This is a genomic window from Actinobacillus equuli, from assembly GCF_900636745.1.
Classification (GTDB): Bacteria; Pseudomonadota; Gammaproteobacteria; order Enterobacterales; family Pasteurellaceae; genus Actinobacillus; species Actinobacillus equuli.
In genome coordinates, this window is record NZ_LR134310.1 from 659669 (window position 1) to 684515 (window position 24847).

Below are 24847 nucleotides of genomic sequence, written 5' to 3' on the forward strand. Positions count from 1 at the left end.
ATTAACATGATAACCGCCCTCTTCCGCAAATAAACCCGATTGCTCTACCACTTGCTTGCTGTTCGATTTGCCACTTGAGGCATTGCCATAACCGCTTCCGCCCCACGCTGTACCCAGTGCGACTTGCACGCGTCCGCCTGCACCTACACTGCTGCTCTTAGAATGATGTTCATCTTGACGGCTTTCTACTGTTAATGTACCACCCACATCCGCATTAATGGTTTTTCCTTTCGCTACTGCGCCTGCTAATACTCAGATCCTATTGAATTCCCAAAGCTAACACAAAAAAACAAGCGGTCAAATTTCACTAAACACTTGCAAATTGCAAAAGATTTTAGAAATTTGACCGCTTTAAATTAAACTAATTTATCCTATTTATCTTTATTATAAAAATAATAACAGGCAACCAATAAAAAGGCATAAGGGAAAAAATCAACTCCTGAGAGGAATAAGTCCATTGAAACCTCTTTTTTCTTAATTGCCACATATAGCGTACTTAGAAAAAATAAACCTATTGTTACTTTGAATATTATTAACAAATCTTTCATTACTTTTCTCTCTCAGAAGGGGATGATAAATTATCTAATTGTTTTTCACTATATTTAATAAATATTTCTCTTATAAATGGATTAGGGCTAGCCTTTAATTTTTCATCCCAAACTGCACCTGAAATACCAGTAGCAATATTCTTTCCAACATCTCCATCTCCAGTTGTAACTTTATCTACAACCATATTACCTAATGTCGCAGAACCAATTGGCATTACACCAAAGAAGGCTCCTTTATAAGTATCTACCCCAATAGAATATGCCGAATTAATTACATTTTCTTTGGTTAATGCTTTTGGTTTTTCATCTTTAGTATAATCATAAATTTCACCAACTGTTGCAGCTATTCCTGTTGCCGCACTATTTCCAATAGTTGTTTTTAATGGCGCATTTTGAACTACTTTTATTGAATCTCCAATATATGTCCTTGTTGATGTTACTACTCGTTCTAACCCTTTCCTTAATTGATTATCTGCAACAATACCCAATGCAATAGCCTCATCCGATACCATTGCATTAGCTAAGGTTTCTCCTGTTTTACTTAATACTTTATTTGTAGCCGAAATAGCTTTTGAACCAACTTTAAATACAGATCCGCCGATAAGGAGATCTTCTACAACAGCAGGCTCTGCAACTCCTTTCGGCGAAATAACATAATTATAATAAGCATTATGCAATACCTTATTATTATCCTGTCTATTCCGATTCGCTTTACCTATATTCCCCAATAATTCAGCCGAGTATTTACTATCACTCGTACTTAAACCATTTAACAAACCAACCTCATTTAAGCTATTCAAGTTATTTCTTGAAACAACATCGATATTTGGATAGTTTATTTTTCCAAACATACTACTATCCTTATACTGCTTCTCTGTCGCTTGGAACATTCTCACCTTCTCTCCATATAAAACTACATCATTACCATCTTTCCATTTAATAGCTTGGTTTTTATCGGCTTCCGTTTTTAAGGTTTTATAAGCAATAGCTAGACTTTCTTTATAATCATCCGCATAAATTTGGGCATCATTTAAAATCGTATTAATTCCTCCCAATACTTGCTGATTTTCTTTTTCATCTACCATTGTTGATGTCACCAAAGTAAGTTGTTCTTCCCAATAACTTTCTGCTTTACCATGCTCTTTTGCAAGTTGTCTCGCCAAATCCTTAATCCGCTGTTTCTCCTCAGGATGCAACTGTCTATTAAACTTCTCCGTTCTCAATGCCATTTGAGCGGATTGTTTCACTTCTGTAGAATTTCCTCCCAAACTTGCGCCTATCAATGCACCTAAACCCGCTGCACTTGCTTGTTGAATCGCATTGCGTTCATCCGCCGTTAAAGCGGTGTTATTCACTAAATAATTTGCAATTTCGGTATTGATGTACTCACTACTCATAGCAGATAACGTACCAGCAGCGGTATTTCCTCCACCCACTTTCGCTGATAAATATCCCACTAAACCATGTAGCGCTAGTTTTTGCGGGCTACCTTCTTCCCACTCCATAAACTGAGCTAAATCGCCCACCGCTTTTGCGCCCATTTCTGCAACGATTTGAGAGGCTTCTTGCTGTTCTTGTAACTTGGTTAAGTCTTGTTTTTCTACTTTTCCATTGGCATTTTCCACATCTCGATTCAGGCTTTGTAACGTCTCTTCTGCCGTTTTGCCTGTCAGGGCTTTTTGTTTATCACTGTCGGTTATCTGCAAATCGATATTATCGCTTATCGCTGAACTTGTCGTGCTTCGCTCGCTTTCACTCATATTGCCCAACGCACTCAATGCCGCGCCCATCGCGTGACCTGCCATTTGACCCATATCACTACTTGCGCCCACACTCACGCTTGTCACTTTAATGTCACTACGGTTTTCTATCTCTGCCGTACTCAGCGTACCCGTCTTCATCCGGTGGTTCGCTTTATCTCCCTCCGCATTAATCACGCCGCCTGCTAGATGTGTGTTTTCCTCTACATTAATCTCTGACGTTTTTCCAATGTTAAAGCCAGACTGTTGATTTACTTGAGCGTAATCCACCTTCGCTTTGTTTTGGCTCATTTGGGCTAATACACATACACTACGTCTATTGGATATCGACTCCTAACACAAAAACAAGCGGTCAAATTTCGCTAAAAATTTGCAAATTGCAAAAGATTTTGGAAATTTAACCGCTTTAAATTAAAAAAATTTATCCTATTTATCTTTATTATAAAAATAATAGATCATTAAGGGTGATAGATAAATGAATCCTTATTACTTGTTATCCTTAAAGATTGAGATAATTATTATCTAGAATCTTCCCCCTCCAAATTTATTCATTTACATTCTTAGCCCTTTTGATTAGAAAATTAAAACATAGAGGATAAATGGGACTAATGTAACTTTCAAAGTTTCGTAAAAAGCATCATCAAACCAATAATACACTTCGTGATATATCCTCCTTTATTTACCACTATTCTTTTTATCAAATTTAGAAGGAATGGTTGACAAATAAACTACTACACATAAAAAAACAAAGGAATATAGAAAATCTTTACCACTCATAATCTTATTTTGAAAAAATAAAGAAATAAAAATAACTGAGGTAGAAAAAAAACCAGCTAACAAAATACGAACAATAAACAATAATTTAGTTTTCATTATTTTGTTCCTTCAAATTTTCTTTTTGATATTCATATACCTTGCTACTTCCCGAAGATATGACCCTTTGCAAAGATTCACTTTTAGTCAGCATAGAAGCACCCTTACCAATAATAGAAGATATAGCACTAGATATCACAGCCTCTCCTGCACTATTGCCTTCAGATAAATTTTTAGCAAAATCCGCAGAAAACCCAACAACCATATTAGATTTAGAAAATACTGTTGCATGTGTAGAATCAACAAGAATATTACGCGCAGAGCTACCTAAATTATCAAGACTACTTTCTTTTTTACCTGTAAAATAAGGGATTGATTCAGCAGCAGTATTGATACTTGCTTCTATACCAAATACAACTTTATAACTATTCGGTATAGCTTTGTAAGCTGATTTTACATCCTTCCCTAATTCCGTAGCCACATACCTAGCCTCAGCTGTACTTGCTGCCATTTGTTTTCCTGCTACATTCATCACCTTTCCTGCTCCTTTAGCTAAATTCACACTACCCGAAGCTACTGCCGGTACGCCATAAATAAACTCTGCTACTTCACTGCTCATTCCCGTCAGTTCACTTAACGCCTTCGCCCCTAGAGTTGATACATATTTACCCGAATATACCGTTCTCGCTCCCGCAACCGCATTATCTACACCATAAGCCGCAACCGGAACGCCGCCTACACAGCCTAATCCCGTTTCACACATCCCTACGCCTAAAGCTGTTGCTGCAACGCCACCTGTCGCTTGAGCCAAACCTCCTGCTCGTGTCATTACTTGTAAATTCGCATCATCATAGTCTTTGGCTTGGTAAGCCTTATTGTAATTAAATAACGGCTTTTCTGCTCCTGCTGCAAAAGCATCATGACCAATATAAGCTGTTTGTTTAGAAAGCAATGCTCGTTCACTCGCATATTCGCTCGTATTACCTAATTCTTCCAATGCCTTAGCTTTTGCATATTCCGGTGAGTCTTCGGGAATTTGAGCAGAACAATGAACTAATGCACAAGCCGCTACTGTTAAACGAGCTTCTTTCTCTTTATCTCCTTTCGCCAAATCCTTAATTCGCTGTTTCTCCTCAGGATGCAACTGTCTATTAAACTTCTCCGTTCTCAATGCCATTTGAGCGGATTGTTTCACTTCTGTAGAATTTCCTCCCAAACTTGCGCCTATCAATGCACCTAAACCCGCTGCACTTGCTTGTTGAATCGCATTGCGTTCATCCGCCGTTAAAGCGGTGTTATTCACTAAATAATTTGCAATTTCGGTATTGATGTACTCACTACTCATAGCAGATAACGTACCAGCAGCGGTATTTCCTCCACCCACTTTCGCTGATAAATATCCCACTAAACCATGTAGCGCTAGTTTTTGCGGGCTACCTTCTTCCCACTCCATAAACTGAGCTAAATCGCCCACCGCTTTTGCGCCCATTTCTGCAACGATTTGAGAGGCTTCTTGCTGTTCTTGTAACTTGGTTAAGTCTTGTTTTTCTACTTTTCCATTGGCATTTTCTACATCTCGATTCAGGCTTTGTAACGTCTCTTCTGCTGTTTTGCCTGTCAGGGCTTTTTGTTTATCACTGTCGGTTATCTGCAAATCGATATTATCGCTTATCGCTGAACTTGTCGTGCTTCGCTCGCTTTCACTCATATTGCCCAACGCACTCAATGCCGCGCCCATCGCGTGACCTGCCATTTGTGACATATCACTGCTTACGCCCGCACTCACTGAGCTCACTTTGATTTCACTGCGATTCTTAATCTCTGCCGTGGTCAGCGTCCCCGTCTTCATCCGGTGATTCGCTTTATCTCCCTCCGCATTAATCACGCCGCCTGCTAGATGTGTGTTTTCCTCTACATTAATCTCTGACGTTTTTCCAATGTTAAAGCCAGACTGTTGATTTACTTGAGCGTAATCCACCTTCGCTTTGTTTTGGCTGATTTGGGCTGAGCCACTACCACCAGTTCCCCACGCAAATGCCGCACCTACGCCACCTTGAGTCTGTTTACTCTCGTATTTTTCAATATCTTGCTCACTTTCGATATGCAACTGTTTCGTGTTCAGCTTTAAGTGGTTAGTATTAGCCACTGCGCCTTTTAGCGTGGTTTTCTCTTTCGCATTAATGGTTAAATGCTCGGCATTAATTTCGGTATTATTGCGTACCTCACTTTCACTATTTGAATGACCTTTACCTACATTCGCTGCTCCTTCAACCCCAAAACCTGACGCACCGCCCGATTTTCCGGCAAATACCCCTACGCTCCAGCTACTGTTTTTATTATCTGAACGGTTACGTTGGCTGTCGGTGGTTGATAGTAAATTCACATTATTACCTTCAAGCTCTGCTTTAACTGCATCAAGCTTTGAGCCTTCAACCGTATTATCGCCATTTTTTGCTCTAATCGTAACTTGATGCGCACTCAAGCTACTGCCTTGATGCGTCTTTTGTTGTGTATGGCTTGTCGATACCGATTTACTTGCCCCTACACTCACGGAAATTTTAATGTCCGGGCTACTCGCTTCTTGAGTCGCATTACTCGCATTTTGAATCGTATCAATTAAATCTTTCGCTTTTCTTACCGTCTCTAATGCCTCATTTGCCGCTTTCACTTTTAATAATGCACCTAAACGTTCATCTTGTACTTGATTTGAACGTTTGAAACTACTTTTTGCCGCAAGTGCTGCATCCGTCACCGCTGAACTAAACGCTAACGTTAAACCCGATTGCTTATATTCATGACGTTCTCTGCTACTCAGTTCATCTTGACCTGCACCGACATAAGTAGAATTACCTTCGACTAAAATCTGTTTGCCCAATTCTTTCGAGGCAACCATATCTGTTCCTGAAATATGTGCATGGTTACCCGCTGAAACCGTTATATTACCGGATAAACTACCTAACGTACTTCTTGCTTCGCTTTGTTGCCAGCCTTCCGCTTCATTTTCATGCGTTTCGGATTTTTTCCCAAAGGTAATACCTAGTCCACCGCCGCTAAATGCACCTGATTTCGATTTTTTCTCAAAATGTGTTTCTTTAAAATAGTTAGTATCTGCCGTCAAAGTAACATTATTCCTACCTTGAATCAGTACATCTTTATCTGCAATCGCTTGCAGATTTCTTGCTGTCACATCATTACCTGCAGAAACAATAATCTCATCACCACCTAAGCGAACATTTTCTTTTTCTCTGTACTGATCTGTATCTCGTGTGATTTTCTTCGAACTACCTAATGCTCCACCACTTTTAGTACGATGATATTCTTCATAAGAACCTGAGCGAGTTGCTGAATCAAGTACAAGATTATTCTCTGCATATGCAACAAGACGTTGTTTTGCTTCAAAATCCCCACCTTCCGCATAGAGATCTTTCGCAACTAAAGTCACATTGCCGTTACCCGATACACGGCTTACCACTACATCTTGTACTGCTTCATTACGATAGTGATTGCCGCCGCCCATTTTCTCATCAAAACCGACTGCAACCGTGCCTAAATGCATTTGGTCTTTTGCTTTGAGATAAGTTAAACCTTGACCGTCATTAATAATATCCGAGCCGTTAAGGGTGATATTGTTCGCCGTCACCTGTAAGGTGCCGTTTGCATCTTTTACGTGTAATAACGCTTTACGATCTAGCGTAGTTTGTTTACGTTTAAAGCCGTCTAAATCAATTTCAGTATCTCGGGTGGTGGAAGAATGTGTAAAATTCCCTGCGACATCAAGGAATAATGCACTATTTGCTTCCATAACACCGCCATTGTTTTCCGCATCACCGGAAACATTACCTTGCAATATACCGCCGGAAATCTTACCGCTATTTACCAATTTATCCGCTGCGAATTTTACAAAATTACGGCCGGCAATCGTCCCTTCATTAATTAATGAAGTCGGATTTACATTCACTTTATCGGCAGAAATCAATGTGCCTTTGCCGCTAATATCACCTTTGCGAGCAACCGCATACACTTTCGGCACTAAAACTTGTACCACTTGGCTATTTGGTAATGTCACGCTTTCGGTCTCTAACCAAACAATATCGGAAGTTAGTTGAGCTACTTGGCTTGAGCTTAATGAAATGCCTGGGCGTAAGTTAAATTTTTGCGCAAACGTAATACCGGCATCCATTAATGCTTTATATTGCGCCTCAAAATTTTCAAACTCACCTAAGAATTGTCTTCCGGTAAGTTTATTGATTTGCTCTCTCACCAAACGCTGTTCATAAAAACCATCGCCCAGACGTTTATGTACCGCTTCGTGTTCTGAACGAAGGGCGTTATACATATAATCGCTTGCTAACCATCTTTTTCGGTCGGTAAAGTCCGGATCCGTCTCAATTAAGACGTGACTATCCGCATCAGGGTTAATTTTATATAAACTCTGATTCGGTAAACGAGTATCCGCTTTGGTACTGCGGATTTCTATTCCGTCTTGAGACGTTGAGTTTGTTTGGCTTGGGTTCACTACCTGAATACCGGAACGGTATTCACCTTTGCTCGAGGTAATATTTACATTATTACCTTCATCTTTAACCTGATTCAGTGATTTAGCATCTACATATCCTTTATAGTTTGATGGAATCGTATTCGCCAGCCCCACAAAAATATTCATATCTTTGTGTACTTCTTTCAAACGAGCAAGATCGCCGCTCTCTTTATCATAACGTGAATGACGGCGCTTTAAACCACCTCGCCATTCAGTAAAAGAAAAGTTACGCGTACCTAGCTCCCAATCTTGGCGAACAGCATCTTTATCATCTAAATTTGCAATTTTACCGCTCCCGATTTGATTTAAACCGTTACCTGCGATTACCCAACTTTTATCATTGATAAATTCATCACTTTGATAGTTAATCGTTCCTCCCGCTAAAATCTGTGCGGGTAAACTGGTTTGAGTGATATTTTCTTTTACAACTTTTTCGTTGATCCACAAATTCCAGAAATGCGCATATTCTTGATTTAGAATCCGTTTATTATGCTCTGCAATTGCATTATCGAGCAGCTGAACTCGATCACCATATTTAGCTTCCCAATCAATAAACGGCTTTAATAAAATATAACGCTTATAAGCCGCATCTGCAGCTTCATAAGTTTTTAGTTCCGCTTGATAAGCTTTTACTCGTTTTTGATATTCCGCATCACTCTCCGTTGCCAATTTCACCGGTTTCACAGGTTTTGTCGGTACAATAGGAGCGATACCATTTTGTTGATCTTGAGTTAATTTATCCAGCTGTTCTTCACTTAAGTGTTTAGTCGCTTGGTCTTCCTCATTCATCGCTCGAACAATTTCCGGTGTCATTTCAGGCTGATCAACATCAGGCGCTTGAATACCGAACTTATTCCATACAGGATTATCCTTGTTATAGATCCCCGCAGGTAAAGCTATACAATCCGCCATGTTTTGATCAACACATTTCAAAGCATAAGGTTTTGCAAGTACGGTACTCTCTGTAATTTGGCTCGCATCTGTAATAACCGGCAAACTATCCTCGTTATATTTTTGCCAATAACTCCAAGTTTTGCGGTAATAGCCTTTAGTCAAATCATTAACATTAATTTTTTCATTATGACCATCATTAAAAACTTTTTCTCCTCCTCGGTTATGCTTACTCCTCGGTATAATAAAATGCTCTTTCACTTTCTGAGTATCTGTTATTTCCAATTTAGAGCTATAGTGAATATTGTCATTATTAATTTTATTCACATTCAAATAAATATCGCCAGCAGCCTCCATAACACTACTTAAGTTCTTTAAATGTTCGGCATTACCAATCACAGTATCTTGTTCATCTAAATGACGCCCAATTGCAATGTCACCCTCACTGTAAATTAATGAACCATCTTTTTTATTAAGTTCATACGTTTTAGTGCCATTTTCAATCTCTTTCGCAGCTAAATCTAAACGCTTACGTGCAGCAATTGTTGCCGATTTACCGTCTTTATCTTGGTTTAAGATCTGCTCTGCACCTAATGCAACATGATCACCATAAATACGTCCCGTACCAATATTTTCAATTTTTTCCGCTTTAATTACCGTTTTAGATAAACCGTTATCCGAGCGGCTATTAATTAGCCCTTCATTATGTACGGTTGCTTTTGCATTAAGACGGGTTTCAGCCGAACTGATTCGAGCATTTTGTTCATTGGTAATATTACGTGCGTTAAGCTGTAAGTTGTCATTTGCCGCTAATTTTTTACGATTTAGAATATTCCCTTCGGTACTAATTGAAAGAGAATGTTTCGCATTAATATCTTGCTGAATATCAAAGTTATCTTGTAAGTTAATTGCAATATTCTTAGCTTGCAAATAACCATCTCCGGATAAGGATTTCGCCGTTACTGTAAAATTATTAGTTGCTTGTAATTTGCCTTCACGATTATGAACAATAAGTGATTTATTACCTAAAACCACTAAATCGCCCCAACTTAAAATCTCACCCGCTTGATTATTTACTACCTTAGCAATATTCAGTAAACCCTCGCTTTCCAGATAAATACCGCCTTTTTCGTTTTCTAAACGATCCGAAGTTAGCGTCAGTTTTTGTGCAATAATACCTTGTGTCGGTGTTTTGTCTTGAGCAACAGTACCGTTATTCTCAAAGGTTGGCGTATTCACAACAAGTGGCGCACCAGCTTCAATTAACGAGCCGTTTTCCGCCACTTTATTATTCAAGATATGTGATGCCGTGATAGTTCCGCCCTGCTGCGTCTGAATAAAACCACCTTGGTTATCAAGCAACGCCGTATTGATGATAAGCTGCGCTAAACTCTGAGTTTTTCCATCCTGAGTATTCATAAGCTGCTGACCATTGGTATTGATCTGCTGGTTTTCCGTAGAGAAAAACGTACCCTTCTGGTTATTAATTTCAGCCGAATCAATTTGTAATGCTTTTCCGGATAAAATCTGCCCTTGTTGGTTATTCAAAGCTTGTTTCTGTGCATCTAAAACAAGGTTATCTTGTACTGTATAAAGCGTTCCTTGCTTATTATCCACTCCGTAAGCGGTTAAATTTAGCTGATTTTTTGCAGAAATCGTGCCTTGTTGGTTATTCAGTAAGCTTGAGACACTTAAATCCACGCTACTGTTTTGGCTGGCAATCACACCTTGTTGGTTGGTTAATTGTTGGCTGTTAACCGTTTGGGTTTGATTGCTTACGAGATAACCTAACTTGTTATTCAGTGCTTGAGTTTTGATGTCCATTTCCGCATTCGAAACTAAACGCCCTTTCGTATTATCAAGCTGTTCCGCTCTAACAGTAAATTTACCTTGTGTTTTTATCGCACCGCCTTGGTTATTTATTGTTTTGGCTTTGAGGGCAAAATCTTGCTCACCGGTTTGTTCCCATACTGCATTTCGGGTATTTAAGTCGGTTTGTGTCGTTTGAATACGTTTTGCACTGACATGACTACTTTCGGTAGATAAAGTTTTAGGCGTGTTTAAACGCAGCGTCTCTTTGGCACTGAGTTTGGCTTGGTTTGCTTGAATATCGCCCGTTTTAGCATGAACATCAATTCTGTTGGCACTGGTTTGGCTTTTGTTTAAATCGGCTCTGTCCGCCTTGATTTGTAACGTACCGCTTGCAATATTTTTGCCATTTAACACCGCTTGTTGGCGTGTAGTAATATGAATATCTTTGCCGTTATCCGCTTGTGCTGAGAGTTGACGAGTCTCCCCCTGTTTCGAACTTTGAATATCCACACCGGCAGCAATCAGTGACGATTCACTCGCTTCAATATGGTCGGCATCAAAGCTAATTTTTCCTTTCGCAACGGTTTCACCGCTTTGACGAATGCCATTTACCGCACGTTGTTGGATATTTCCTTGGCGTGCCACAATTGAGCCGTGTTGTTGGATATCAGCTTGGCTAGTTAAAACGATATTGCCTTGTTTGGTTTCCAATTTTCCGTGGTTTTCAATCCCTTGTTTTGCACTTAGCTCCGCTTGGTTTTCGCCGCTCATCAAGCCTTGGTTAACAATACGTCCTTGCGAATCAATTTTGATATTTTCACTACTTGCGCCGATATGACCGGCATTACGTACGCCTAAGCCTTGTTCCGTACCGATAAGATGCACTTTACCGGAATACATGCCGCCCAATTCGCTAATATCTAATGCATATTGCGGAGCCTCATTGGTTGCAGGCGTTTGAGCACTTTGTTTGGCAGTGTTGATAATTTGTAAGTCACTGTCCGAGTCGGCTGCCGTACGAGCTTTTACCGTATTTTTACCGGTGACTGTCGTGAGTTTTTGCTTACTCCATACGCCGGCATTGATTTCGGTTTCTTTAGCAATAATATCGGTATAGTCCACACGGCTGTTATCCAAACCTTTACCGGACACTTTTACTTTACCCCTTTCCACCACAAAGCTGTCTAAATTACCTTGTTTGATTTGCGGTTTACCGGTCGTCAGGGTGGCTCTATCCGAATTAATAATGCCGCAGCCTTCGCAATGTAAGCCGCTTGGGTTGGCGATAATCACATCCGCCTTTTTACCCGCCACTTCCACATAGCCTTTTAACACGCTCGGGTCATTTGAGTTGACTTCGTTTAAAATTACTTTCGCTTCACCACGGGCTAAATAAGGGTTGCCTTGAATCATTCCCGCTTGTTGCGTTTGAGTTTGGGTGCGGCTGTTGTTAAGAATCGCCCCTTTGGTATCCACATCAAATTTGCTGTATTTATTGTGTGAAAGCCCTTTGTCATTCGGGGTTTGAATATTGACTTGCGGTAAGCCGTTCGCCGTTTTTAATACTATCGGTTGTGCATGTTTCGGGGCGCTTTTATCCGCTTGAATAACTAATTCCGCCAGCGCATTTTCCGAGAAGCTGACAAAGCCTAAAGCGCAAAATAAGCTAAAGGTAAGCGGTCGGATTTTGCAAAAAATTGACGAAATTAGCCCGCTTGTTGAGCTTGCAGAAGCTTCGCTGCCTTTACCTTCGGATTTGGCTAATTCAGACACTACCACAAGGCGTTGTAGCGTTTTACTAAAAATGACTCGGAAAGATTTTTTATTCATGATGTTATTCCTTTAAAAATGCTTTTAATCAGTAAAATGTTCGGCTAAAAGCTGTAGCCTAAATTAAAGCCGGTAACGTGTTTTGAGGTTCTAAACCCTTCCGGATGGCGCATCGGTCTGCCGACAAAATAGTCGTAATAAAATCCTTTCCATCCGCCTCGTAAACCAATCACTGTGCCCATTAGGTGATGACCTAAACGTGAGTTACCATCTAAGCCGGAAACCCGTCCACCGTCTAATCCCCAATAAAACCAGTGGCCGCGATTCCCGACATTCCAACTCAATTCATTACGCCAATACCAACCGCGTTCACCCGATAGCGATAACTCGCCGTCAAAGCCACGTACACTATGACGACCGCCGATACTCATGCGGTCTTGGGCAATTAATGGGGTTTTATTCCATTGCGCATTGACACTGGTATGAAATTGCCAAGCTTGTCCTTCTAACTCAAACGGCTTTTTATAGTCGATAGAAGCTGTAATGATTTTAGGGCGAGATGTCCCTTCGTTATACGCTTCTTCCGGGGCGCTGATTGTGCCTCTCACGCCGGTACCACGCTTAAAGTGCATATCCATCTCTAAGGTAGCGTTACTTAAATATTCTTTATGCGCAATGCCCGCTTCCCAACCTGCCATTCGGCGGCGTTGTACTTCCACTTCCGCATTATCCACAAAGTTTTTAGAACTGCGTGACCAGAACCCGCCGGACAGTGTGGTTTTACGTACCGCATCGCGGTATAGCACGCGAGAAAGCGTTAACTTGTCGTTTTCACTTTCACCGGCATACAGATAATTTTCAAAAGCTCCAAACACTTGTTGGTGATAGCGGTTACTTGAATGGTTAGCGGTTAACTGCCAATAACCGAAAGGAATAGAATAATAGAAAGAAAGGTTACGGCTGGCACGCTTGCCCTTATCATCCGAATGACGTTTGATGCTGTGGGTAAAGCTGGTATAGAAAAGGTCGTTTGCGGAGAAAATATTATCCCAAGATAAGGTTGCTGAAGCCTGCCATTTACCGGTTGAGGTCGAGCCGGAATCCTCTAAACCGAGATTAAGGCGAAACGGAATCGCTTGAGCATAGCTGATTTTTAAATCGCTTTCGCCGACTTGACTGCCTTCGCCTTCACTCGGCAAAATTTCAATATTGGCATCCGCTGTCGGTACGCGCTTTAAGTTCTCTAACGATTGTTCAATATCACGTACATTTAAAATATCGCCTTTCTCAAACGTTAAACCGGTCAGCGCATGTAACGGAGTAAAGCGAGGCACGATGCCGCCGTCCGCCACCAATGTATGACGGACTTTGCCCGCAATCACGGTCAACACTAAATTACCGGAACGTAAATCTTGTTCCTGTGCTACAACGCGTGTGGTCACATAACCTTTTTCAATAATATTATTTTGTGTTTGCTTCATTAAAATACCTAAACCTTCTCCGCCTAAACAATGCGGTAAAGTCAGTTTTAAATCGGCAACCGCTTTATTAAATGCCCATTGGAATTGGCTAGCTTGATTTAATTCTTCAGCAGAATAATCAATTAAAGAAATTCGATGAATGGGATAACAAGGTGATTCATCTGTCGGGATTTGTAAGTGGCTGTCTTGGCGGGTATCCATTCGGATATCGGCTTGCGGGGTAAATTGCGCTTCTCGTTGCTGCGCTTGCTGTTGCTGGCGTTGCTGTTCTACCGCATCCAAATTGTTTAAGACCGGATCGATTGTGGGGGTAGCAAGAGTAAATACGGGGAAAGTTAAAAAAGAAGAATAAATAAAAGGCTTTAAATTTAGAGACATAAAATTATTAATTAAAAAACAATAAAGACTAATCCGATGAGTTTATGTAATTTAATATAGATCGTAAAGAATATTTACACATCTACAGCATTTATTTTTCCTACATATTTTTAATAACCCACAAAAAATATTTTTCTTCATTTTGATCATTATTTATTTTCCATCATCCTACTGGATTTTTATAAATTAAAAGCAAAAAAAAAATGCGACCCGAAGGTCGCATTGATTAGTTTATTTTAGGCTAATTAATTACCATTGGAAGCCTACACCCACACCACCAGAGTAGTGACCAGCACTGTTTGCCGTACCGTTCACTTTAAGGATAACTTTACCGTTATCGCTTGCTCTTGAGTAACCTACCGCTACTGCAGATGCGCCGCTATAAGCACCGCCTGCTACAGCAACCATTGATTTACCCGGGAGCATTACTTGTGGTAATGATGAAGCTGCCGCTGAGTTCGCACCGATACCACGAACACGTTTATCTAATTTAGATACACGATTGTCGATATTCGCTACGTTTTGTGCAACGCCTTTTAACTGACGTACGTTTACAGCGTCATTATCAGCTTTACCATCCGCTACGTTATTAATACGTGTTTCAGATTTACCGTCTGCGCCCGTTACTTTGATTGCAGAACCGTGTTTATCTTTCACTGTACCAACTGTTGCAGTGTTACCGTCTTTGCCTACAGTTACTGTGTCAAATGTTGGTGTTGCTGACGTTGCAATTGCAATATTTGAACCATCTTGAGTAATCTCGATGTTATTGCCTGCTTTCATGCCTACTGTATCGCCCATCGCAACCTTAGATTTCGATGCGCCAGTTACTTTACCAGTTGATCCTTCAACTGTGCCAGCCTCAATGTTCCAACCTTTCGCAACGGTGTTTTGAACATTCGTTACATTTTGGTTAGTTGCATGTAATTGGCTACCGTTTACAGCATCCGTACTTGTTGCACTTACTTCACCCGCTTTCACGTTAGTAACTTTGTTACCACCGTTATTTAAACCATCGCTGGTTAAATTCACTAGTGAATCAGCGAAGCTTACGCCTTTCTCAGATACTTTCGTACCGCCGGCTGTTAAGCTACCGTCTTTGCCTAAATCAACATCCTTGTTTAAGCCTACTGTGAGTGAACCATTAGTTACGGTTGTTGTTACATTGCCGTCACCTTTCACTTGGATTGTTTTACCAAGACTTTGTTTCACTTCAGTGCCATTGTCATCTGCTAAACCGAAACCACCGCCTTGCTCTGCATCTGTTACGCCAGAGATAGCTGTTTGGAGGTCACCGATATTCGCAGCATTCTTCAATGTATCGCCTTTCGCATCTGCAAGTTTAGTACCACCTAAACCACTTTCTACGTTAGTGATTTGTTTGTTACCTGCATTGATGCCGGTTTCTGCAGAGATTTTCACATCACCCGCAGTTAAGCCGTCTTTCATTAATGATACTTTATCACCAACTTTCACACCCTCATTGTCCATGATAGTGTCACCAGCTTTAATGCTGCCGTCTTTACCTAAATCAACATCTTCCACTAAGCCAACAGTTACTTTTGTACCATCGTTATTAATTTTGATGTTGTCACCGTTTGCAAAGTTTACAGTGTCACCCGGTTTAACGTTAGTTGAAGCATTACCGTTAGTTTGAATGTTCCAACCTTTATTAGCCACTTCGCTTACTGCATATAATTGGCTACCGTTTACTGCATCAGTACTTGTTGCACTTACGTCACCATCAGCGACATTAATAACTTTGTTTCCGCCGTTATCTAAGCCTTTAGTGGTTAAGCTTACTGTATTACCACCGTTTGCCGGAGTAATCGTTAAGCCGTTACCGTCAACTACTGATTTATCGCCACCTGCGTTAGTAAATGTTGCGCTCGTTAAATCCGTTAACGTTCTCGCCATCTTAATGATGAGTGCGCCATCTACGTTATCAACACGTAAGTTCTTATCAGTAACTGCTGCCGCAGCATCTAAGTTACCTTTAATGGTTAACGTTTGGTTAAGTTTCTTAGCAATCGGATTACCAGTATCACCTACGAAGCTTAAACCGTCATTTAAGGTTGAAACGTTATGTTTAGTACCGTTTGCATCCGTATAAACGATACGAGTCATACCGTCTTTACCGTTTGCACCATCAGTACCGTCAACACCAACCGCACCTTTCTCTACAGTAATTGCACCGTTAGAACCGTCTTTACCATTGATACCGATTGTGCCGTTTGCACCATCTAAACCAACACCGGTTTTACCGTCTTTACCGTTAACTGCAATTGCACCGTTACCGTCTTTACCATTGATTGATACTGCATCTTGGCCATTTTCGCCTTTAATGCTGATACCATCTTTACCGCTGATAGAAACGCCGTCTTTGCCGTTTTCGCCTTTAACAGTCATTGTGCCCGGCTTGTTATCGTTACCTACTGTTAAGGTGTTATTTAAACCGAAGTTTACGTTATTACCCGCTTTAGTGATAACGATGTTGCCATCTGTATTTGCTAAATCTACAGTTGCATTTGGTGTTACCGTAGTTTGGTTGTTACCGTTATTAATGGTTAATTTCCAACCTGCGTTTGCAGTTGCATTTACACGCTCTAATTGGTCTTTATTCACAGCATCTTTGCCGTCTTTACCATCAGCTACGTTAGTAATACGACCATCTTCTTTAAATGATACGCCGTCTTTACCGTCTGCACCTTTCAACGTTAAGCCGTTTTGACCGTCTGCACCACGAGTGCCAACGATAGACATACCGTCTTTGCCGTCTTTCGCAAATTTAACTTCTGCATCCTTGCCGTCTTTACCGTCAACGATAATACCAGAGAAGGTTGGACGTTCTGCGATAACGATATTTAAGCCATCATTGTTTTTACGAACGCCTACGTTACGATCTGACGCTGCTGTTAGACCAGCTTCAGTGTTAATACCACCAGTAATCGCTAAAGTTTTGTTTAGTTTCTTAGCAACGACTTTGCCATCGTTACCAACGAAGTTTAAGCCATCATTAAGAGTCGCAACTTCTTCTTTCTCACCGTTTGGTTTTTCGTAAACGATACGTGTTTTGCTTTCGCCGTCTTTACCATCGTTGCCATCAATGCCTTTCGCACCTTTCTCAACTTTGATTGACGCTTTACCATCAGCACCATCTTTACCGTCTTTGCCGTTTACACCGTCAACGCCGTTAAATACGATTGCATCTTTAGTAATTGTGGTACCGTCTTTACCATCCGCGCCTTTAACACCGATAGTACCGTCTTTACCATCCTTGCCGTTTACAACCACATCACCCGCTAATGCCACTTCTAATGATTTATCAGTTACATTTGAAGTAACAGTTACACCGTCTTTACCTTTAATTTGGATAGTCTTACCTAAGTCTTGTTTAACTTCAGTACCTTTATCATCTTTTAAGCCAAAGCCGTCTGTTGTAATGTTTTTAACGGTTTCTTTTAAGTCACCAACATTTACAGCATTTGTATCAACTGCATTTGTAAGATCTGCTTTGTTACCTGTTGCATCAGTTAAACCGCTTGTTACGTTAGTAATTTGGTTATTACCGTTGTTTAAACCTTTATCGGTTAAGCTTACTGTCTTAGTTGCGTCATTGCCATTAGGTGTAATAGTTACGCCATTACCACCGATGATTGTGTTGTTGCCTGCAGCATCAGTAAAGTTAGCGCTGGTTAAATCCGTTAACACTTTCGCCATCTTGATGATTAACTCACCGTTATCGTTATCAACACGTAAGTTCTTATCGGTTACATTTGCATTAACGTCTAAGTTACCCTTAATGGTTAATGTTTTGTTTAGTGGTTTAGCGATTACACCGCCTTTATCGCCCACAAAATTTAAACCGTCATTAAGCGTCGCAACTTCTTCGGTTGTAGTTTTACCATCTGGAGTTGTCGTGTTGTAAACGATACGAGTTTTAGTTTCACCCGGTTTACCATCAACACCCGGTTGACCGTTTTTAACCGTAATTGAACCGTTTGCACCATCTTTGCCGTTTAAGCCGATTGTGCCGTCTTTACCGTTGATAGTAACACCATCTTTGCCGTTCTCACCTTTAACAGTGATTACACCAGGCTCATTATCTTTACCAACTGTTACTGTGCTATTTAAACCGATTTGTAATGCTTTACCGTTGCCATCCGTAACAACTTGTGCATTCACACCGTCTTTACCAGTAACTTTAATTGAAGTACCTAAATCCTGCTTAACTTCCTTGCCGGTTGAATCTTTAAGACCAAAACCACCGGTGGTTGCATTGGTTAATTCTTTAACCGTATCTTTTAAGTCACCAACGTTTACCGCATTTGTTAATGTTGTGCCGTTAGCATCTTTTAATGCAACTTTAGTCGTACCGTCATTGCCCACTAAACCGCTTGAAACGTTAGTAATAATGTTATTACCGTTGTTTAAGCCTTTGTCAGTTAAGCTAACCGTTTTAGCTGCATCGGTGCCATTCGAGATAGTTACGCCATCTTTACCTACAACCGTCTTATCTGTTGCAGTATTACCAAATGTTGCTGTCGTTAAGTTAGTTAAGTTTTGTGCTAATTTCACAACCAATTCTTTACCGTCACTATCTACACGCACGTTTTCAGAATTTGCTGCTGCATCATTTGCCAATGTACCTTTAATCGTTAAAGTTTCATTTAGTTTCTTAGCAACTTTCTCACCTTGGTTACCGATAAAGTTTAAACCATCGTTAAGGGTTGCAACTTCTTCGGTAGTTGAATTACCGTCCGGAGTTTTAGTTTCATAAACGATACGAGTTTTACCGTTCGCACCATTTTTGCCATCAAGACCATCTTTACCATTCGCAACTGTAATGTTTGCGGTTGCGTTCTTACCGTCTTTACCCGCTGCGCCGGTTAAACCGATTGATCCATCTTTACCGTTTAACGTTACACCAGTCTTGCCGTCTTTACCACTAACGCCAATTTGACCGTCTTTACCGTCTTTGCCACCAATGGTTAAATCATTACTTAAGTTGAAAGTAACATTGTTATCTTTCGTCTCTTTAGTAATAACAATATTTCCATCAGTGTTATTTAGACTTACCTTACCTTTAGGTCCAACATTTGTTGAATTCACACCGTTAGCAGAAATATTCCAGCCTGCATTTGCAGCTGAACTTACTTCTTTTAACTGATCAACGTTTACTGCATCAGTACCTTTTTCACCTCTTGCAACATTAGTAATAGTGTTATTACCGTTGTTTAAGCCTTTATCGGTTAAGCTTACTGTCTTAGTTGCGTCATTACCGTTAGGTGTAATAGTTACGCCATTACCGTTAATTGTGGTATTTGCACCTTTACCGGTAAAGTTAGCACTGGTTAAATCCGTTAACTCTTTCGCTAATTTAATTTCTAATTTACCTTCAGAACCAATCACACCGATATTCTTATCAGTTAATTTAGATTGTTCTGCACCACCAATAACGCTTAATGTTTCACCTAATTTACGGTGAACTTTAGTACCATTGTTATCACCAACAAAGCTTAAGCCTTTGTTTGTTAGCTCTGTACCTAAGTTAGTAATATTTGTATTTAATTGGTTATGTGAAGACTGTAATTGGTCTTCAGTCGCCGCACGGCCACTTACGATTTTACCTGGAGTAAACTCTTTATTTGTTAAACCAGTTACTGTTCCTTCATTACCATTGATAACTACATTTTTAGCGCCACCTTTAGGACCGATCGTAACAGTATTATTTAAATCAAATGTTACATTGTTACCTTCTTTAGTAACTTTAATGTTGCCATCTTTATTATTTAAACGAACTGTTGCGTTTGGTGCGATATTAGAACCTTTAGCTTCATCATTTACCGCTAAGTTCCAACCCGCTTTAGCTGTTGCGTTCACTTTCTCTAATTGGCTTACGTTTACTGCATCAGTAGCGTCTTTACCGGCTGCAACATTAGTAATTGTGTTACCGCCATTATTTAAGCCGTTATTAGTTAAGCTAACAGTTTTCGCTTTATCGCCTGTCGGTGGAGTAATAGTTACACCTTTACCATCAATAACAGTGTTGCCATTATTGCCCGCACCATTAGTAAATGTAGCACTCGTTAAGTCTTTTAACGTTTTTGCTAATTTAACTGTTAGTGAACCATCTTGATTACCAATAACACCGATATTTTTGTCAGATAAATTGTTTTCTTCTGCACCGCCAACAACGCTTAATGTTGCACCTAAATCACGATGAACTACTTCACCTTTGTTATCACCAACAAAGTTTAAGCCTTTTTTCGTAAGATCATTATTAACATTATTAATGTTAGTATTTACCTTATCATTAACTTGTTTTAACTGATCTTCCGTTGCAGCTTGACCAGAAACGATCTTATTTGGATCAAATGTGGTATTCGTTAAACCATTAACAGTACCTTTTGTACCATCAATTGTTACCGGATTATTACCACCTTTAGTTTTATCACCAACAGTAATTGTATTATTTAAACCGAATGTAATGTTGTTATCACCAGCTTTCTTAGTAATAACAATATTGTTATCCGTGTTGTTTAATGAAACGGTTTGATTTGGTTTAACTGTAGATTCTGTTGCTTTATCTTTATTAGCTTGTAATACCCAACCAGCATTCGCAGTCGCATTAACTTTATCTAATTGCTCAACATTTACAGCATCTGTTTTATTTACACCTGCTGCAACATTAGTAATAGTGTTGCCACCATTATTTAAGCCTTTATTAGTTAAGCTAACTTCTGTTTTACCTGGTGCAGCTTTAATTGTTACACCGTCGTTATTAACTGTTGTATTGCCCGTCGTTACAGAACCATCTTTAGTTAAATCTAACGTATTGTTTAAATTAACTTTTAATTTATCACCATCAATTGTGGTATTGATATTTTTATTACCACCAACAACTTCGATCTTATCACCTAATTGCTTAGTAATATTTTTACCATCTTCAGCTTTTAAACCGAAACCACCATTAACTTTAGTTTCTAAGTTAGTGACATTTTGGTTAGTTTGGTATAACTGACTACCGTTAACTGCTTGTTTACTTGTTGATGAAACTTCACCATTCGCTACACCATTAACAACGTTATCACCCATATTAATGGCTGCGTTTTTGTTAACCGTTAAACCATTTTTAGCAGTTACATTATCAAAGGTAACATCTTTCTTAGTTGCAATTACTACCGATTTATCATCAGCAATTGAAACATCGATATTGTCACCCGCTTTGAAGTGAGCAACTTTATCTGTTGGTGTAACATCTTTAGCTTTTATGCCTTCAACACGTAATTCCCAACCAGCATTAACTGTATCAGTTACATTCTTAATATCTGTTGCATTTTTAGTAACGTTTTGGTTAGTTTTGTGTAATTGGCTACCATTTACAGCATCTGTACTATTTTCACTAACGTCACCATCTTGAACTTTAGTGATTTTTTGGTTACCGGCATTAATACCAGTTTTAGTTACTGAGGGTCCATTAGCAATAGTTAAACCATTGTTATCAACTTTAGTATCACCAGTTTGTACTGAACCACCTGCTGTTAAATCTAAAGTGTTGTTTAAATTAATTTTTAACTGCTCACCTTCAACTTTAGTTTCGATGTTTTTATTACCACCAACAACTTCAATTTTCTCGCCTAAAGCTTTATTAACAACACCACCATTTTGATCTTTTAAGCCAAAACCTTTCGCAATATCTTGTGTATTTTTAGTGATATTGTTCGCGTTATTAGTGATATTTTGCTTATTATCAGCAATATTTTTAGTGTTATTACTTACAGCATCTCTAAAATCTTTAGCAATATCAACTTTCACACTACCGTCAGTTACAGTCGTATTTACATAACCTTCTGTGCCGATAATATCAAAGCGATTTGTTGTTTGGTTTACTTTAATACCCTCTGCTTTATGCTGAGAATCTGCGCCAACAGTAAAGTCTTGCATTGCAGAATCAGCTTTCTTTAAAGAATCTGTCGCTTCTTTAGCTAAACCAACTGTTACTTGACCATCTACTGCTGTTGTTGCTGTTTCACCTTTAACACCAGCAAATTTCACCGGAGCGCTTAATTTATTAGAACCCTTACCATTATCTGCTGTGTAATGAAGATCTGCATTTACACTTAAGTCATAAACATTATTTCCATTAGTAGGAGTCTTCTTAAATGTTACAGAACCATCTGTAGATTCTAATTTTGTACGTCCATCATCTACATATTGTTTAGTGGTCGCATCATTGGCATTTTGTGGTGCGCCAATATTAGTAACGCGGTTCCCCCCCATATCAATAGTAGAACCACCTTTTACTTCAAGGTTTCCTAATTGGGTTTTGCCAGTTACAGTTAAATCACCTGCTTTTACAGTTGTAGCATCAACATTACCTGATTTAACATTAGTAAATGTCACATCATCTTTAGTTGCTATAGTGATATTTTGATCTTGCTGATCAATTGATACATTCTTACCAGCAATTACTTTAACAGTCTCACCATTAATAACACGAGCATTCGACGCATTAGTTGACACACCGCCATTTACTGCACCAGTTGTAACATTCCAACCTTTATTAATTTCAGTTACAACAGCATAAAGTTGGCTACCATTGATTGCATCTGTTGAGTTAGCCAATACACGACCAGCGCCTAAATCTGTAATTGTACGTACTACTGTACCTGCACGAGCTTGATCTTTATCATAACCGCTACCTACACTCACAGTACCTTGTGCTTGACCGCCAGCAAACGTATACGTTTTGCCATTGATCTGCATTTGCCCACTACCACCGATCTCATCCGCATTTGAGTCAGCACCTAAAGATACCGAATTCTCAACTGTTACGATTGCATTAGCACCTAACGCTAAAGAATGATTTTCTAATGCTTTAGCTTGTTCACCAATTGCCATTGAGCGGTTATGGGTAGCGGTTGAATTTGTACCGATAGTTACAACACGATCGTGCGCAGCATTAGAATTTGTACCGATTGCAACTGATTGATTACCTACTGAAGTCGCATTAAAACCAAATGCAACTGATTCTTCACCTTTAGCAGTTGCATTATTACCAAAAGCAACAGCCTTATCTTTTAACGCCTCTGAATCATTACCAAAAGCGATTGCTTTATTCGCTGAACGAGTCGTATCAGCAATAACATCTGCATTTCTTAAAGAATCAGTGCCACGAGTAAAATATCCCGTTTTAGCTGCAGAACCTACAGCAAATGAATCATTACCATTGGTCTTCGCTCCAGAACCTAAAGCCATTGAACGAGCACCATAGGTTTCCGTACTATTGGTACCATCATAGGCTGTACGGAATGCTTCATCATTAGTGCCTTTAATTGTTTTAGGACTAACACTACCAATAGCGATAGACTGTTCACCATGTGCGGTTGCAGAAGCACCTAATGCAACACTTGCTTCACCTTTTGCATAAGAAACCGAACCAATTGCAGTAGAGTAATTACCTATTGCTGCTGATTGACGCATCATTGCAAGTGAATTAAAGCCCGCGGCATGCGCTGCGGTACCGATCGCAACGGCACCTACATCTCGAGAAGTGGCTAGTGAACCTAATGAAATAGATAAACCGCCTGTAGCCTCTGAATAATCACCAATCGCAATACCATTCGAACCACCTTTACCGGTTGTCGCAATAGCATTTGTATGGCAGCCAATCGCTATACCATGAACATACTTTGATTCATTATAAAGATTTGAACCATCACCAGGGTTGCCAGGGTTATAATAGTTATATGCTCGAGTACCTTCATCCGTAGTGGTATAAACACCATTAACATATCTAGCTACTTTACTTGCATTAGCTTGGGCATTATCACTTTTTATAACATCATTTTCCGCATGACTAATAGCAATAATCGCATTTGCTTCCATTGGAGCAAATGAACCGATAGCAATCGTACCGACGGCGGCGACTTGAAGGGCTGCAGCAACGGCTACCGCTGCTGTTTTATTTGAAACGTCTTTGACATCCGAGACAGTAGAGGCAGCTTTGCCTTTACTACGGGCGAGTTCAGACACGACAACGAGAGAATTCGTTACCGTGCTCCAAACCACTTTATAAATGTGGTTCATACAATACTCCTAAATTTAATATACATCATTCCAACATAATGAAAGTACAATCCATCACTTTCATTAATTTGCTCTTCTTCAATCTCCATGATTAAAAAAGAACATTTATGATTCTTACACTCATAAGAATAAATCATATTATATATATAATAAACAAAAACACAAATTAATCATGCACAAGAAATCAGACCAGATAGCAATATTTACACTAATGTAAGACTTTAATAAGACATGACAATCAAACTGATAGCTCACCCTTTTATGAAAAACACAAAACATATAAAAATCAATAAGTTAAGCAAAATACAAAAGCTTATAATCAATAAAAACCTATTCAAAAAAAGCGAAAAATTACAGACTTTTCATTAAAACTTAGCATACCATTTATTGATTATGAACTTATTACACTAATTTAATTATTTATCAAAATTTATTTTAAAAATAATTGAACTTATTTAAACACAAAAACTCTAATAAAATTTTCAATGAAAAACAGATTATTTTATCTTCATAAAAAAAACAAAAAACAATCATTTCAGATTAAAAAACTGATAGCGCCTTATCAAAAACAAGCAAATGCAAATGATTATCCAAATCAATTACATAGCCTTATATCACCTTTTGCTTTCCGGTTATTATCTTTATCGCCATAACTAAATCAAAGCGTACATTTAAAAGCATTATAGAAAGTATAGAAAAGCTAAACGATAGATAGGTTTATGAAGAGTTGAGAAAAGACAAGAAGCCATTCAGAGCTAACAAGAA

General features: G+C 39.3%; 5 protein-coding genes and 1 pseudogene. All 6 read right to left on the minus strand.

What is annotated here, in order from left to right; genetic code table 11:
* Positions 1-150 precede the first annotated feature (150 nt).
* Positions 151-237, minus strand: a pseudogene (locus EL121_RS11770) (hemagglutinin repeat-containing protein); the annotation flags it as partial.
* 310 nt (positions 238-547) lie between these two features.
* Positions 548-2599 carry a hypothetical protein gene (locus EL121_RS03060; protein ID WP_039197618.1) on the minus strand — a complete coding sequence of 684 codons (2052 nt, stop codon included), beginning with the start codon at positions 2597-2599 and terminating at the stop codon, positions 548-550.
* 384 nt (positions 2600-2983) lie between these two features.
* The gene (locus EL121_RS03065) at positions 2984-3181 is read right to left on the minus strand and encodes a hypothetical protein (protein ID WP_039197620.1); all 198 of its coding nucleotides are present in this window, start codon (positions 3179-3181) and stop codon (positions 2984-2986) included.
* Complete coding sequence (locus EL121_RS03070) at positions 3171-12191, minus strand: two-partner secretion domain-containing protein (protein ID WP_039197622.1); 9021 nt, start codon at positions 12189-12191, stop codon at positions 3171-3173. The genes EL121_RS03065 and EL121_RS03070 overlap by 11 nt, the downstream gene beginning before the upstream one ends.
* Positions 12192-12235: 44 nt before the next feature.
* Entirely contained in the window at positions 12236-13990 is a 1755-nt protein-coding gene (locus EL121_RS03075; RefSeq protein ID WP_039197624.1) for a ShlB/FhaC/HecB family hemolysin secretion/activation protein, read from the minus strand.
* A 249-nt stretch (positions 13991-14239) separates the two neighbouring features.
* Entirely contained in the window at positions 14240-24082 is a 9843-nt protein-coding gene (locus tag EL121_RS03080) for a YadA-like family protein (protein ID WP_039197626.1), read from the minus strand.
* Positions 24083-24847: the final 765 nt, after the last annotated feature.